At 47.8% G+C, this 16245-nt stretch carries 13 protein-coding genes; 11 read left to right on the plus strand and 2 right to left on the minus strand.

From position 1 onward, the window contains the following. The first annotated feature begins 115 nt into the window (after positions 1-115). Both RIF36_RS19080 and RIF36_RS19085 read left to right on the plus strand, forming a co-directional pair. Positions 116-658 (plus strand): YceI family protein, encoded by a 543-nt coding sequence (locus RIF36_RS19080; protein ID WP_339786020.1) that lies wholly within the window; start codon positions 116-118, stop codon positions 656-658. A gap of 245 nt (positions 659-903) precedes the next feature. Next, positions 904-1401, plus strand: a complete 498-nt coding sequence (locus RIF36_RS19085) for a fasciclin domain-containing protein (protein WP_350129316.1) — start codon at positions 904-906, stop codon at positions 1399-1401. Between the two features lies 1 nt (position 1402). Here the strand turns inward: RIF36_RS19085 and RIF36_RS19090 are convergent, their stop codons facing one another. Beyond that, positions 1403-1804 carry a tellurite resistance TerB family protein gene (locus tag RIF36_RS19090; RefSeq protein ID WP_339786015.1) on the minus strand — a complete coding sequence of 134 codons (402 nt, stop codon included), beginning with the start codon at positions 1802-1804 and terminating at the stop codon, positions 1403-1405. Between the two features lie 436 nt (positions 1805-2240). Between RIF36_RS19090 and RIF36_RS19095 the strand changes: the two genes are divergently transcribed. From RIF36_RS19095 to RIF36_RS19130, 8 genes are all read left to right on the plus strand, one after another. Further along, complete coding sequence (locus RIF36_RS19095; RefSeq protein ID WP_350129313.1) at positions 2241-3644, plus strand: anthranilate synthase component I family protein; 1404 nt, start codon at positions 2241-2243, stop codon at positions 3642-3644. Further along, positions 3641-4216, plus strand: coding sequence for an anthranilate synthase component II (locus RIF36_RS19100; protein WP_350129311.1), 576 nt, complete (start codon positions 3641-3643; stop codon positions 4214-4216). The genes RIF36_RS19095 and RIF36_RS19100 overlap by 4 nt, the downstream gene beginning before the upstream one ends. A 4-nt stretch (positions 4217-4220) precedes the next feature. Further along, on the plus strand, positions 4221-5234 hold the full coding sequence (gene trpD, locus RIF36_RS19105) for an anthranilate phosphoribosyltransferase (RefSeq protein ID WP_350129308.1): 1014 nt from the start codon (positions 4221-4223) through the stop codon (positions 5232-5234). 11 nt (positions 5235-5245) lie between these two features. Further along, a complete protein-coding gene (gene trpC / locus RIF36_RS19110; protein WP_350070154.1) occupies positions 5246-6064 on the plus strand; it encodes an indole-3-glycerol phosphate synthase TrpC in 819 nt (272 codons plus the stop codon). 5 nt (positions 6065-6069) lie between these two features. Beyond that, complete coding sequence (locus RIF36_RS19115; RefSeq protein ID WP_350129305.1) at positions 6070-6726, plus strand: phosphoribosylanthranilate isomerase; 657 nt, start codon at positions 6070-6072, stop codon at positions 6724-6726. Continuing rightward, a complete protein-coding gene (gene trpB, locus RIF36_RS19120; protein WP_350129302.1) occupies positions 6726-7922 on the plus strand; it encodes a tryptophan synthase subunit beta in 1197 nt (398 codons plus the stop codon). The genes RIF36_RS19115 and trpB overlap by 1 nt, the downstream gene beginning before the upstream one ends. Positions 7923-8138: 216 nt before the next feature. Beyond that, entirely contained in the window at positions 8139-8933 is a 795-nt protein-coding gene (gene trpA, locus RIF36_RS19125; protein WP_350129299.1) for a tryptophan synthase subunit alpha, read from the plus strand. A 193-nt stretch (positions 8934-9126) separates the two neighbouring features. After that, complete coding sequence (locus RIF36_RS19130) at positions 9127-10149, plus strand: bifunctional 3-deoxy-7-phosphoheptulonate synthase/chorismate mutase (protein WP_350129296.1); 1023 nt, start codon at positions 9127-9129, stop codon at positions 10147-10149. A 179-nt stretch (positions 10150-10328) separates the two neighbouring features. On the opposite strand, the gene RIF36_RS19135 is transcribed toward RIF36_RS19130, so the two are convergent. After that, complete coding sequence (locus tag RIF36_RS19135) at positions 10329-12830, minus strand: phosphocholine-specific phospholipase C (protein WP_350129293.1); 2502 nt, start codon at positions 12828-12830, stop codon at positions 10329-10331. Between the two features lie 264 nt (positions 12831-13094). Between RIF36_RS19135 and RIF36_RS19140 the strand changes: the two genes are divergently transcribed. Then, positions 13095-16226 (plus strand): VPS10 domain-containing protein, encoded by a 3132-nt coding sequence (locus tag RIF36_RS19140; RefSeq protein WP_350149525.1) that lies wholly within the window; start codon positions 13095-13097, stop codon positions 16224-16226. Positions 16227-16245: the final 19 nt, after the last annotated feature.

Below are 16245 nucleotides of genomic sequence, written 5' to 3' on the forward strand. Positions count from 1 at the left end.
CTGCTATTTGAGGCCCTACCTCAACTAAAATGAATATTTTTTTCTCAAAGTGAAACAATTTTAATCAATTGTATGTATATACATATAAGTACAAACATTTAAATTAATATATACAATGGAAACACAAACTCTGACCCAATGGAACCTTGATACTATGCATTCTGAACTTCAGTTCAAGGTGAAGCACCTGGTTATTTCAACAGTAACCGGTTCATTCAAAAACTTCAATGTGGAGGTAGCCACAGAAGGCGACGATTTTACAACTGCACAAATAAAGCTGACTGCCGATGTGAGCACAATTGATACAGGCAATGAGCAAAGAGACGGACACCTCAAAAGCGATGACTTTTTTAATGCGGAGAAATTCCCTGCGTTGACTTTCGAAAGCACTGGCATCAAAAAAGTTGATGAGGAAAGCTTCATTCTCTCAGGAAACCTTACAATCCGTGACATTACCAAGCCAGTAGACTTGAATGTGGTGTTGGGAGGCATTGCAGTTGATCCATACGGCAATACTAAAGCAGGTTTTGAGGTAGAAGGGAAAGTGAACAGAAAGGAATTTGACCTCAAGTGGAATGGCGTTACCGAAGCTGGTAGTGTGGTGGTAGGCGATGTTGTTAAAATCCTGGGAAATATTCAGGTAGCAAAGGCTCAGTAAGCATATTTCAACCAATCGTAGGTGAAAGTCTCTCATTAATGAGAGACTTTTTTATTGATTTTTACAGCGAAAGGTACTCTTTTATCGAACTGGCTGACTTTCTTTTCCCCCAGCTAATGCCTACATTCAAATTTGAGTTAGTTATTGCTTAAGTGAATCGCCTGGTAAAAATTGTACTTATTTTCCCGATGGGAATAGTCCTGCTATTCCAGAGTGCTTGCCGTGACCAAGAATCACCCAAGGAAATGGGCAACCTTTGGCAGGCAATAGAAGAGGCGAAAGAGCTTAGCATTTTCGAGAACGCTATTGTTGTGGCTGGTCTCCAGCCACTTTTTGAGGAGCAAGGGCCATACACTGTTTTCGCTCCCACCAATGAGGCGATGTTGACCTTCTTTGAAGAATTTGGCTTTACAGAAGGCCTTGCCAATCTAAGCCCTCAGGATTTACAAATTGTAGTGCTGTATCATGTAGTCGATGACCGGTTATTCCTGAAGAATTTCGGCGAAGAGCTTGGCTATCCTACGTTATTCAATGGGTTTGAAGCACTTATAGCACGATTGAATAGTGATGTGTCGATCAACGGAGTGTCAAATGTCATAGTTGGCGATTTTGAAGCTTCAAACGGTGTTCTTCATAGAGTTGATCACACCTTCTTTATAAAGGCTTCTGACGGTTCTATAGGAATTCCGGGTGCCGACGGAGGGGGCGTGGGAGGAAATGACCCTAATCGCAGAGGCCCCTGAGTTATTTCTTGATCAGATATTTCTGAGCCAGTTGTCTCAGGAATTTTTTGCTTGTGCTGATTTCCGGGTCTGCATAAGTAAACTGCGAAAGTTCAGCAATCACACCGGGCAAATACCCAAGTTTAAGAGCTATTTTTTCACAAAACTCGATTTCGCTGGTGAAGACTTTCCCATCTACCTTCATTAACTGCACAATGTTCAGAAGGTAGTCGAGCCTGTCGTCTTCGTTGACACCATCCAGCGTGGGCATTGGCTTTGGGTGATCAATCAGCGTTTCTATCTGATCCTTTGACAAGCCATTGAGCGCACCTATGTAATGAATCAGTTTTGACTCAGACGGGGCTACGTATTTATCTACCCTCGATAAATGAACCAAAACACTTAGTTGATCGACAACATCCATAAAGCAAAGTTAAAAGTATCTATACTCAGGCCAAAATGATAAAAAAGTAAAGCTATTTGGTTAGGTTGGATCAAATTAAAATTACAACTAATTCTTGATTTTCTACCTTTTTGCCTGCAAAAAAATGCAAACGGCAAAACCTCATGGGATGGCGAGTGATGCTCAACACTCATTTCGCCAAAAAGAGTGAAAACTCATGCAAATAGCTTTCTTCATTGCTCAGTCACAAGAAAGATTTATTCAAAAAATTCCCGGATGTCTTGCGGCGTAATTCTTCGGCTGCTACATTAGCGTCCGTTATGACAAAAGCAAGCACTCATATGATCTGGTGGTGGCACAATTCGACATTCGAATCGTGAACCGGTAGATTTTATGATCTTGAAAAAAGGGCCTGTTCACGCAGGCCCTTTTTTGTTGCACCATGAACCAAATTTTTATGTATCACATCAGGCAAACATCCAAAAAATTGCTGGCAGATACCCACACTCCAGTGAGTATTTACCTCAGACTGAGAGACAAGTATCCGAATACGTTTCTGCTTGAAAGTTCTGATTATCATGGACAGGAAAACAGTATGTCATTTATTTGCTGTCAACCAATGGCCTCCATGACGCTAAGAGGCAGGGAATTTTCATCCGAATTTCCCGACAACAGCGTGGAGAACCATTCGTTAGGCGACGCCGGTAAACTTACCGAATTGATGAGTGCCTTCATGGGCAAGTTTGATATTAAAGAAGAGGCGGGTGTTAAGTTTTCTGTAGCAGGTCTGTTTGGCTACCTGGCCTATGATGCTGTACAACGGTTTGAGGACATTAAGTTTGACTCATCCAAAAAGGATCAATTCCATATTCCTGATATGCACTATTCGCTTTTCAGGTATGTGATTGCTATTGACCATTTTAAGAATGACCTGTTTATCGTCGAAAATCAAATCGACGGTCAGGCCTCCAACATCGATGAAATGGTGAGCCTGATCACTAGTCGCAATGTGCCTACTTTTCATTTTAGCATAAAGAACGGAGAGGAATCGAACTTTACAGATGCGGAGTTTTTGGAGATTGTGAAAAAAGGAATACATCATTGCCAGGTGGGTGATGTGTTTCAAATCGTGCTTTCCCGCAGGTTTCAGTCTTCCTTCGAAGGCGATGAATTTCAGGTGTATCGTGCCCTCCGCTCCATTAATCCTTCTCCTTATTTATTCTATTTTGACTACGGAAATTTCAAAATTTTCGGCTCCTCGCCTGAGGCGCAGATAGTGATAAAAAACGGTGAAGCCACTATTTACCCTATAGCGGGCACTTTCCGAAGAACAGGCAATGACCAGTCGGATGCTGAGCTGGCCAAGAAGCTTTATGAAGACCCTAAAGAGGACTCAGAGCATGTGATGTTGGTGGATTTGGCAAGGAACGATCTGAGCAAAAGCAGCGATGCTGTGAAGGTGGAAACCTACAAGGAGATTCAGTACTATTCGCATGTGATTCACCTGGTTTCGAAGGTGTCGGGTAAGTTGAAAAAAGGTACTTCTCCACTGGAAATGGTGGGCAGCACTTTTCCGGCAGGCACCTTGTCGGGCGCACCAAAGCACATGGCCATGCAGTTGATTGATAAGTACGAGGCGGTTAAAAGAGGCTACTATGGTGGGGCCATCGGCTACCTTGGCCTGAATGGTGATTTCAATCACGCCATTATGATAAGATCGTTTCTTGCGCAGAACAATACGCTGTTCTACCAGGCAGGAGCTGGCATTGTGGCGAAGTCGAATCCGGAAAGTGAAGTGCAGGAAGTGTATAATAAATTGGCGGCTTTAAAATCGGCGCTTGAGCTGGCGCAGGAAATATGAAGATTCTTGTATTAGATAATTACGATTCATTCACCTATAACCTGGTTCACATACTAGTGGAACTTGGGTATGGCGACACTACCGATGTGTTCAGAAATGACAAAATTGGCCTGGAAGAGGTAGGGCGATATGATAAGATACTGCTATCGCCTGGCCCTGGCCTTCCAAAGGATGCTGGCATTATGCCCGAGCTTTTGAAGAAGTATTCACCTACCAAAAGTATTCTCGGCGTTTGTTTGGGTCACCAGGCCATAGGTGAGACCTTCGGAGGGGAGCTGTTCAACATGCCTGTTGTGCTGCACGGGGTAGCTAACGACACCATCAGAACTGGTGTAGAAGATGCGCTGTTCGAAGGCTTGCCTGATAGTTTTAGGGTGTGCCGGTACCATTCATGGTCGGTGGTGGCTAAGAACCTCCCGGGGGACTTGCTGGTGACGTCAAAAGATGCAGAAGGAAACATTATGTCGATGCGGCACAAACAGTATAGCGTCAGAGGCGTGCAGTTTCACCCTGAGTCTATTCTGACCGAGCATGGCAAACAAATGATTAATAACTGGGTAACAAAATGTTAGTGCAATGAAGGAAGTACTGAACGAACTATTCGAGTATAAATCGCTGACAAAGGAGCGGGCCAGGGAAATACTGGTGAACCTTGCTAAGGGGGAATACAACCCATCGCAAATGGCTGCGTTTCTCACAGTCTTTATGATGCGGTCGATTACCGTAGAAGAACTTGAGGGGTTCCGTGATGCCATGCTGGATTTATGCGTTGCGCTCGACCTTAAAAAATACGACGCCATTGACCTGTGCGGAACAGGCGGCGATGGCAAAGACACTTTTAATATTTCTACCCTGGCGTCTTTTGTAGTGGCTGGGGCCGGACAAAATGTGGCCAAGCATGGTAACAATGGTGTTTCGTCCATTTGCGGCTCGTCGAATCTGCTGGCCTATTTTGGCTACGAATTCACCAACGACAAGGACAAGATTGAGAAGAGTATTGCCGAAAGTGGCATCTGTTTTTTGCATGCGCCGCTCTTTCATCCGGCCATGAAGAACATAGCGCCTATCAGGAAGGAGCTGGGCGTGAAAACCTTCTTCAACATGCTCGGCCCCATGGTAAATCCGGCTTTCCCCGACAAGCAGCTTGTCGGTGTTTTTAGCCTGGAATTGGCTCGGCTTTACGGCTACCTCTATCAGCGGTCGGGTAAGGAGTTTGTCATCCTTCATTCTCTGGATGGATACGACGAAGTGTCGCTCACCGGAGGGTTTAAAATGATTACCAATCAGGGGGAGAAGGTGCTGTACCCGGGAGACCTGGGTTTGTCGACCGTGAAGGCAATTGAACTAAAGGGTGGCGAGACAATTGACGAGTCGGCGGCTATCTTTTTGAAAGTGATCAAAGGGGAGGGAACCAGAGCCCAGACAGAGGCCGTTTTGGCCAATGCCGGGCTGGCACTTTACGTAGGTAAGCAGCTAAGTTCTGTGAAGGAGGGAGTGCAAATGGCCAAAGAATCTCTTGAATCTGGCAGGGCTTTCCAAACATTCAGAAACTTAGTTGGCGATTCAAAGATATCTGTAAGTATTTCATAATTTTGTAAGCAATGGAGAATATCCTGGATAAGATTCTTGCTGTAAAAAAGCAGGAAGTAGAGCGACGAAAAGAGCTGTTTCCAGCTAAGCTACTGGAAGAGAGCATCTACTTTCCTTCGCCCACTGTGTCGATGAAAAAGTACCTGCTTCGACCCGATAAGTCTGGCATCATCGCCGAAATCAAAAGAAAGTCCCCTTCGAAAGGAGTCATCAATCCCAACGTCTCGGTGGAGCGCATTTCCATAGGGTATATGCAAGCTGGCGCAAGTGGGCTTTCCATCCTTACTGACAGTGAGTTCTTCGGAGGTAAAAATGAGGACCTGACCACCGCCAGAAACTTCAACTTTTGCCCCATTCTCCGAAAGGATTTTATTATCGACGAATATCAAATCATTGAAGCCAAATCAATTGGCGCCGATGTGATACTGCTGATAGCTGCTGCCTTGCCACCAAAACGACTGAAAGGCCTGGCGCAGTTTGCCAAGTCGCTAGGCCTCGAAGTGCTGATGGAGGTGCACAACGAAGAAGAGTTATTGAACAATATCCATCCCGAACTAGATATAGTAGGGGTGAACAATCGTGATCTGAAGCGCTTCGTGACGGATATCAATATCAGCAAGGAGCTAGTGGCAAAAATTCCTGAGGATTATGTGAAGATTTCGGAGAGCGGCATAAGTGATCCAGCCGTTATGCTCGAATTAAAAGAATGCGGCTTTGAAGGATTCCTCATCGGCGAGCAATTTATGAAAGAAAGCAGGCCTGAGGTGGGTGCGAAGCATTTTATTGAGCGCTTTCATTTTCTGGAGAAAACCAAAACCCAAACGGTTTAATATATATGGCTAACCAACGTCTGCATTTGAAAGTGTGCGGGATGAAATTTCCTGACAACATTAAGAGGCTTAAAGAAGTGGAGCCTGATTTCATGGGAATGATCTTTTTTTCAAAATCTCCCCGGTTCGTTGGAAGTGAATTATTGTTTACCGGCACAAGTATATTTCCTCCGGGAGCAAAAAAGGTAGGGGTGTTTGTGAATGCTCCTCTTTGGGACATTGTGAAGGTGGTAGAGGAATACAAGTTGGAGTATGTGCAACTGCATGGAGACGAGTTTCCTCAGTATTGTGTCGAGTTGAGGAAAAAAGGAATGAAGGTGATCAAAGCCTTTCAGGTGAGCAATTCTTTTGATTTCAAAAAAGTGGAGGCGTTTGAGGGGTGTATCGATTTTGCTCTTTTCGACACCAAGACACCTAACTACGGAGGGTCGGGCGAGAAATTTGACTGGACATTGCTCAACTCTTACAAGCTAAGTATTCCCTTTTTTCTGAGCGGGGGCATTAGCCTTGAGGATATAGATGATATAGAGCAGTTGGACTTGCCTAAGCTTTTCGGGATTGACGTGAACAGCAGGTTTGAAGTTTCGCCCGGCTTGAAAGACATCGACAAGCTGCTGGCATTGAAGAAGAGAATGGGAACACTGAAAAAAGAGACAATCTGATGGAACAAACAATATCCAAATATGCAGTGGACGAGCAGGGATACTATGGAAAGTTTGGAGGTGCCTTCATTCCTGAGATGCTCTATCCAAATGTAGAGGAGCTGAAGGAAAAATACCTCGACATTATGTATGCTCCGGAATTTCAGGAGGCCTTTCACGGGCTTTTAAAAGATTATGTGGGGCGACCTACGCCATTGTATTTAGCCAGCCGTTTGTCTGAAAAGTACGGCGCAAAAATTTACCTGAAAAGAGAAGACCTGTGTCATACTGGTGCCCATAAAGTGAATAATACTGTTGGGCAGATCTTGCTCGCCCAGAGGTTGGGTAAGAAAAAGATCATTGCGGAAACTGGTGCCGGTCAGCATGGAGTGGCCACTGCTACCGTCTGTGCGCTCATGGGCATGGAGTGCATTGTGTACATGGGTGAAGTGGACATGGCAAGGCAGCGGCCGAATGTAGAGCGTATGCGAATATTGGGAGCGGAAGTGCGTCCGGCAAAATCGGGCAGCCGTACGTTGAAAGATGCCACCAACGAGGCGATGCGCCACTGGATCAATAATCCGAACGAAACCCACTACATCATTGGAAGCGTGGTTGGCCCGCATCCATATCCCGACATGGTGGCTCGCTTCCAGTCGGTGATCAGTGAGGAAATGCGGGAGCAGCTTTTGCTCAAAGAAGGAACCGAAACCCCCGACTATGTCGTTGCTTGTGTAGGTGGCGGCTCTAACGCTGCTGGTGCATTTTATCACTTTCTCGATGAGCCAGGAGTGCAACTGGTAGCTGTGGAGGCAGCCGGGCACGGAGTTGATTCGGGCAAGTCAGCAGCTACAACCGCTTTGGGCCGGGATGGTGTTTTACATGGCAGCCGCACGATACTGATGCAAACTGAAGATGGACAGGTTGTAGAGCCGCATTCAATATCTGCCGGCCTCGATTACCCAGGCATTGGCCCTTTGCACGCCCATTTGTTTGATAGCAAAAGGGGGATATTCCTGAATGCTACTGACGAAGAAGCTATGGTAGCTGGTGTTGAACTTAGTCGGCTGGAGGGCATTATACCCGCCATCGAATCAGCCCATGCCATTGCGGCGCTGGGAAAGCTGACATTTAAACCTACTGATGTTGTGGTGCTTAATCTTTCAGGCCGGGGCGACAAAGACCTGGAGACGTATATTAAGTGGGGGGGGTATTAGGAAGACGGAAGTAGCCCACCTCCGCTAAAGCTTCGGCAGGCAAGGGAGACGGAAGGTAGGAAGCTTGCCCGACTACTGGCGGGACTGAAGTAGGAGGTCGGTACGGCAGCGCTAGGAGATAGGGAAGGCAGCCGCCTGAAGACCAAAGTAGAGAGCTTTGCGCCTCTGCGCCTTTGTGAGCAACCTGAAAGTGGTAATTAATGAAATGAAAATGACATGAGTGAAATAATAGAAGCAAATAGGATAGACACCCTTTTTACCGAAAAGGCAGATCACATATTGTCGATGTATTTTACTGCGGGCTACCCTGGTTTGCATGATACACGAAAGATCATGAAAGCGCTGCAGGATGGCGGAGCCGATGTGATTGAGGTAGGCATTCCCTTTTCAGATCCCGTGGCCGATGGGCCCACCATCCAAAAAAGCAACCAGCAGGCTCTTGAGAATGGCATGAACATGAAGCTGCTGTTCGATCAACTGGAGGGCATGCGTTCTGAAATCGATATCCCCGTTTTATTGATGGGCTACTTCAATCCTGTGATGCAATACGGCCTGGAGAAATTCTGTGCCAGGTGCCAGGAAATAGGTATCGACGGCCTCATTTTGCCTGACCTGCCAGTATACGAATACCGAAAGTTTTACAAAGAAACCTTCATAAAATACGGCCTGCACAATATCTATCTCATTACACCTCAAACATCGGAAGAGAGGATTCGTGAAATTGATGAGCATACCGAAGGTTTTATCTACATGGTTTCCTCTGCCAGCACAACTGGTGCCAAAGGGGCTGTGAGTGAGGTGCAGGAAGCCTATTTTGCCAGGATTCAGATGCTCAAGCTGAAGAACCCACGGTTGATTGGATTTGGTATTTCGAACAACGAAACTTTTGAAAGAGCCTGTCGGTATGCCAGTGGTGCCATTATTGGTAGCGCCTTCATTGACCTGCTGGAGAAGTCGGACAATATGGAGGCCGACATCAAACAGTTTGTGAAAGGCATAAAAGGAAATTGACGGCTTGGCTGGTTAAGACATTTTGAAAACGGCTAAAAATCCTTTGTTTCACCCCAACCCTGAAGGGAGCCAAAGGATTTTTAGCGCTCAATTCGGCCACTTGGTGGCTATTGATAGACGCCCCCAACTTCTGGCTATTCTATGCACTTTTTATGTCGTCGATAACAAATAAGAACTATTAAAAACACCCGTTATGATTATCCAACTCGATCCGGCTATTTCGGAAGAAGCGAAGGCGAAGATTACCGATACCCTCGGCCAACTGAAGTTCAAAGGAACTGAAGTGAAGACCCAGATGGGCGACTATTTGGTGTGTATCGGTAAAACCAATATCGACATTAGGCAGCTCGGCTTTCTGCCGGGGATCATCGACATCCACAAAGTGTCGGATGACTATAAGCTGGTGTCCCGGAAATGGAAGGTGAATTCCACCCAAATCGACCTTGGCGATGGCGTTGTCATCGGCGATGGTAGCTTTTCCATCATGGCTGGGCCTTGCAGCATAGAGGGAGAGGAGAACGTCAGGGAGACCATCAAACACCTGAAGGAGAACGGGGTGAACATCATGAGGGGTGGCGTTTTCAAACCGAGAAGCTCGCCATATTCGTTCCGTGGCATGGGCATTGATGGACTGAAGATGTGGTATAGTATTGCCAGGGAAGAAGGCATCAAGATTGTGACTGAAGTGATGCAGGTGTCGCAGATTGAAGAGATGTATCCTTACGTAGATGTGTTTCAGGTTGGTGCCAGGAATACGCAAAATTTCAACTTGCTGGATGAGCTGGGCAAAGTGGATAAGGCCGTCATGATCAAAAGGGGAATTTCAGGAACAATAGAAGAACTTTTATATTCTGCTGAGTATGTTTTTTCAGGGGGCAACGAGAAGTTGATCCTTTGTGAAAGAGGCATTCGAACTTACGAAAAAGCCAGCCGTAACACACTTGACTTGAATGCAGTGCCCATTTTGAAGGATAAGACACATTTGCCGGTAGTGGTGGATCCTTCGCATGGCATTGGTATCCGTGATTATGTCGACAGCATGTCGCTGGCAGCGGTAATGGCCGGTGCCGACGGTGTGATCTTTGAAATTCATCCACTACCTGAAAAAGCAGCCAGCGATGGGCAGCAAACACTGGACTTCCAGCAGTCGGCAGCGCTGATCAGGAAGATGAAAAAGACCTATGCGCTAAGGGAAGAGTTTGATATGGCGGGATAAAAATGAAGTGTTAGAGATGCTTTACTGCCTCCAAATGCTCGTCATTTCGAGGGAGGAACGATCGAGAAATCCCCCAGACCTACTGCTAGGCCACGGAGATTTCTCACTACGCTAACGCTACGTTTCGAAATGACGATATCCTGCGAGGCTGTAGCTCATTGCCTTCATGAACTATTTTTTCACCCCCTCCCCATATACGGATCCGATATGCTGTTCGCTCCGGTTTCGAGCCTCCCGGCAAACCGTACTTTCAGGTTGGGGTCGGCGGGACTTGTCACAGAAAAGTCGTACCAGCCCTTGCTCGATGCGGTGTTAAGCGTCAGGCTTTCCAAACCATCAGCTTTTAGCTTCAGCTCTTTTTCCAGGTGTTGGTATTTATCGTCTTTGAGCTCCAATTTTAAAATACCTTTGCTTCTGTTGATAATTGAAACTCGCAACTTCCCATTGACTTTTCCTCCAGTCATTTCCGGGATACACGTTACGTCTACGCCATTCCCTTCATTGCCAGCAAACTCCCTGAAAAAGCCGTTTGGGCCATACACTCTCAGGTGGTATTGTCCATTCTCGAAGTTATCCAATGGCCACTGGTACTCAATTTCGTCGCCTGCTTTCACAGCAAAAGCCCATGTTTTTACCGGTTCAAAGGTATTTGTCACCTGATTCAGATATTTGCCAGGAGCGTATACATTGAATGGTGCGCCCAGGGAGCTTTCGCCAAATAGACCCTTTCCCGCTTTGAAGCGAATGCGGAAATGCTTGCTGTCGTGAGTTAAATTGCCTGTTACGTGCAATTCGTAGCCCAGCGCATTGGAAGGCTTGGTGCCAGGCTCCTGTTTTGGGAGCTGTGTCGTCAACATCCTGGTATCTGCTTTCAGGGGTTTGAAGTTGTTGGGCAAGCCTTTGAAGCTGGCATTGTAGATTTCCTGAATATACTTATCTCTATCAAGTGACGCTGGTATGTCAATCTGCTCGCCATTGTATGGTCTGAATACAGAGGTGAGGTCGCCACTGATTGCCCGGCGCCAGGAACTAATGTTGGGCTCTTCAATTTTTTTACCTGTCTTTTTGGAAAGGAATTTTTCCATGAACATGATGGTAGACGTAATATCACACACTTCTGAATTCACCCATCCACCCCGAGACCATGGTGAGGCCACAATAAGCGGTACACGGTAACCCAAACCTACCGGACTAGTCCTTGCCTCCTTTTCCTCAAAGCCAGCTTTTGTTTCTTCGTCTACGGTCACGTACTCACCATCGACTTTCAAGCCATCTGAGATTTTGCCATCATTTGAATCGGCTGGGTTGGGTACTACAAAGGGAGGGATGTGGTCGAAATAGCCATCGTTTTCGTCGTAGTTGAGGATGAAAATTGTCTTTTTCCAGACCTCTGGATTCTCGGTGAGGATGTCCATTACCTCAGACACATACCAGGCACCATACCATGGTGCACTTGGGTGATCGGAGAATTTCTGAGGCGCTGCCAGCCAGGAAACGGTAGGTAATTTGCCTTCTTTTACGTCTTTTCGGAACTGATACAGAATGTCTCCTTTGGGTACTTTTGTCGAGCGTTCCACGCCATTGTCGGAGTAGGTCATGTCTGCTACCTTGTGGTAGTCGGGATCACCAATATTGGTTGTGAAGGCCTTATTGTGTAGGTTTTTCTCCCGCTCTGAAAGCTTCTCGAAGGCATCAGGATTCCATTGCTGCAGGAGGTCGTTTACCTGAGCAATACCTTGTTTTGCTGCATCAATTTGTTCCTGTAATTTGGCTTTATCTGCGCCAGGCTCGTTTAGTGCTTTTTCGAGTGCTGCCAAGTCACCGGGTAGCTCTTTTTCTTTCGTCTTCAGGTACTCATGAAAACCTTTGCTATAACGCACGCCATACTGGGTAAACCACTCCAGGTTGTTGTCTGTAAAGTTGGCAAGCAACGAGTCGTCCTCCACATTGGTGGGCAGGCTGATTTCGTTTTGATAGACTTTCCAGGAAATGCCGTTGTCCTCCAGTCTTTCAGGGAAGGTGGCCCAGCTGGCCTCCCTGCCATAGGTCACTTCTCCATTTCTCACTTTGGCTTTGTCGCCTGGCTCGCCGTGTGTTTTACCAGTCCAGTGGTAGCTCCGGTTGGTGGTGGTGCCGGTAAGGGCGGCGCAGAAATGCTGGTCGCAAACAGTAAAAGCGTCGGCCAATGAATAGTAAAAAGGAATGTCTTCCCGGGTATAGTAGCCCATGGTAAGGGGGATGTGCTTGTAGTCTTTGTTGCCCGGTCTTTTGGCTTCTATCCAGCCATCGTATTTGCCATTGTTGCGGGCGTCGACCTGGTCTTCCCAGGAGTGAGGCACGCCGCCTATCCACGTTGCTTTGGTGTCTTTCATGTCGAGGCGGAAAGGAGGGAACCTGTTGCCGGCACTGTCAGGCTGAAACCATACAGGATTTTTGTCTGGCAGCGAAATAGCGAGGGGATCGTTGAAGCCCCGTACGCCTTTGAGCATGCCAAAGCAATGGTCGAACGACCGGTTTTCCTGCATGAGCAGCACCACATGCTCGGCATCGTAAAAGGTAGTGCCGGGATCAGGTGAAATAGCCAAAGCCTTTTCAATCGAAATGGGCAGTGTGCTCCAAACGCTGGTGCCACCAGCCAGCAGGGCCGCTTTTTTCAGGAACTCTCTTCTCGAATCGCTCATAAATCTTGTTTTCAAAACAGGTTAGGCCAGCGTAAACAGGCTCCGGGTGCAATAATATCGACCGGGCTTGCTAATTGAGTTGACGCAGCCATTATGTGTTCTTTAATAACATACGAATATGTTAACATAAAGGAAATACCCCAAACGGTTTTGCGGGCAGACGTGAAAAGAATGGCCGAAGGTTGGTTGTTTTCTCCATCCATCCTTTTGCCGGTTGAGTTATAGGAGATTGCTTAATACCTTTCCTTCGTTAAACATACAGGTATGATCTCCGAAAAGCACATCAAATACGTTCTCGTTTTTGCCCTGAGTATTGCTACCCTTTCTGGCAGTCTCGCACAAAAATTCCCCTCCGACAAGTTTCAAAATCTCAAAATCAGGAATGTCGGTCCTGCCAACATGAGTGGTCGGATCACCGCCATTACTGCTGTGGTCGATACGCCCACAAAGATCATTTACATAGGCGCTGCCTCCGGAGGGGTGTGGAAATCAGAGAATGGCGGCACTGCCTGGGAGAGTATTTTTGATGACAATCCAACAGTCAACATTGGTGCCATTGCTGTGCAGCAGAGCAACCCGAGTGTGGTATGGGTGGGTACTGGTGAGGGCAACCCCCGCAACTCAATGAACCTTGGCCTTGGTTTGTTCAAATCGATTGATGCCGGCAAAACATGGAAAAGGGTAGGACTGGAAAATTCGAAAACAATTCATAGAATTATCGTCGATCCGGCTGACGGAAACACCGTGTACGTCGGCGTGATGGGCGATCCGTTTACACCGCATACCGAGAGAGGGCTTTATAAGACGACGGACGGCGGGGTGACATGGAAGAAAATCCTTTATACCAACGCTCAATCAGGTATTGCCGACCTGGTGATGGATCCAGCTAACCCTAATAAGCTGCTGGCTGCCATGTATGAGCACCGCCGCACGCCGTATAGCTTCACATCTGGTGGTTCGGGCTCAGGCTTGTACATGACCTACGACGGCGGTGAAAACTGGAAAAAACTTGGTGAATCTGACGGGCTACCTGCCGGCGAACTGGGGCGAATAGGGCTTGCCATCGCCCCAAGCGACCCCAACCGGATTTATGCCAAAGTGGAGGCCACCAAAAATGCCCTTTACCGCAGCGACGATGGCGGCTTGTCGTGGAAAATGATCAACGACAACCCCAGGTTCACCAACAACCGGCCTTTCTACTTTCAGGAATTGGCTGTGGATACCAAAGACCCGAACAGGCTCTACAACATCTACCAGCCACTGCATGTGAGCTACGACGGAGGTGTGTCTTTCGATCCGGTGCCGATGATCCCTGCTGACGAAACCAAGGGCATTCATGCCGACTTCCATGCCTTTTGGGTAGACCCGAATGATCCCACTTTCTTTATCATTGGCGGCGATGGTGGCATTGGCATCACCCACGACCATGGCAAAGCCTGGTATTTCCCTGAAACAATCCCTGTGGCTCAGTTTTACCACATCAACGTGGATGAAGATATGCCCTACAATGTGTACGGCGGCATGCAGGACAACGGTAACTGGTCGGGCCCTGGCTATGTGTGGAAACGGGGCGGCATCCGCACACTCTACTGGCAGTATTTGGTAGGTGGGGACGGCTTTATCATCCAACCTGACTCGGTAGACTCACGGTTTGGCTACGGCACTTCGCAAAATGGCGAGCTCTATCGCTACGACAAGCTGACTGGCTATTACCAGCACATACAACCCAAAGCACCAAACATGAACACCCGGCTGCGCTACAACTGGAACGCAGGCTTTGCGCAAGATCCAAACAACAACGATGTGGCTTACCACGGCAGCCAGTTTGTACACAAAACCACCGACAAGGGAAAAACCTGGACGATCATTTCGCCTGACCTCACCACCAACAACCCTGACCACCAAAAGCAGGACTACGGCGGACTCACCATTGATGCTTCCGGGGCGGAGATTTACAATTCGATCATAAGTCTGGCTGTGAGTTACCTTGACAAGAATGTGATCTGGGCCGGGTCTGACGATGGCCTAGTGCATTTGACCAAAGACGGAGGCAAAACCTGGACAAATGTCACTGCCAATATCAAAGGTCTTCCAAAACAGGCGTGGCTTGCGCAGATGCAAACATCGCCGCACAAAGCAGGTGAAGTATGGCTGGTGGCCAACAATTATCGCCAGGGTGATTATGCGCCCTACTTATATCGCACGCAGGACTACGGAAAAACCTGGGTACGTATGGCTGACGCCAGTCAGGTAAAAGGGTATGCGTTGTCGGTAGTGCCCGACAGCAAAGAGCCGAAGCTCGTATTCCTGGGGACTGAAAATGGCCTTTGGATCAGCATAGATGAGGGCAAAAACTGGGAGCAATTCAAAAATGGCTTCCCTTCCGTGTCCACCATGGACATGGCGGTTCAGCAACGGGAATCGGCGCTGATTGTAGGCACCTTCGGTCGGGCCATTTGGGTGCTGGATGATCTGTTGTCGCTGCGTGAATTAGCCAAAGGCGAGCTGGATCAGCAGCCGTTGACAGCTTTGCCAGTGAACGATGCTGTGCAGGTAAAAGGCCTGTTCATCAATCCTCCCGGCAATATCTGGACAGGCTTTTATACTACTTTCGAGGGTGCCAATAAGCCCTTTCAGAAAGTGGAAATTCCGTTTTTTATCAAAGACAACAAAGCAGGTGACAAAGCCATGGCTGAGGTGTACAATGCCGAGAACCAGCTGGTCCAAACAGTGAACACCGACAGCGTGGTGGCTGGGCTCAACTACATTACCTGGAAGCTCGACGAGCAAATGGCCCGCCTGCCGGGTGCGTGGGTAGGTGAGGGCTCACGAGATATTCCTGTGCTGCCCGGCGACTACAGTATCAAGATCAAATATGGTGACAAAAGCTCTGAAACAACTGTGAAGGTGATTCCCGACCCACGGTTCGAGTACGACGAGGAGGTGGACAGGGCCGTTTACACACTGAGCAAGCGACTCAATATGTCTACTGAAAAGCTGTCCAGTGCCATGGCCAGGTTGCAAGCAAGCGACAAAACCATCGAGCATGTGCTAACCCAGGCTAAGGCGGTCGCAGCCAAAGAAGTTGTGACGGCTTCCGAAGCCATACAGCAAAAAATCAAAGCGCTCAACGACCTGGCCCGTGCGTCCCGCCCCGATAAGCAGGTAGGGGCCTGGCAGTCGTTTGCTGTGACCGCAACGTCTAAGTTGAGCGATGCATCGCAGGCGCTGAGAGGCCGGTTATTCGTTCCCACGAGCCAAGACGTGAAAGTGATTGAAGAAGCCGAGCATCTGGTGGGGGAATTTGTGAAGGCGGTGGACAGCTTTTACGTGACCGAATGGCCTGCCTACAAAAAGCAGGTGGAGGAGGCGAAGTTGAGTTGGTTTAGGGAGTGATGCTAGTCTCCACAATCGA

The sequence above is a fragment of the Imperialibacter sp. genome (genome assembly GCF_040222815.1).
Lineage (GTDB): Bacteria > Bacteroidota > Bacteroidia > Cytophagales > Cyclobacteriaceae > Imperialibacter.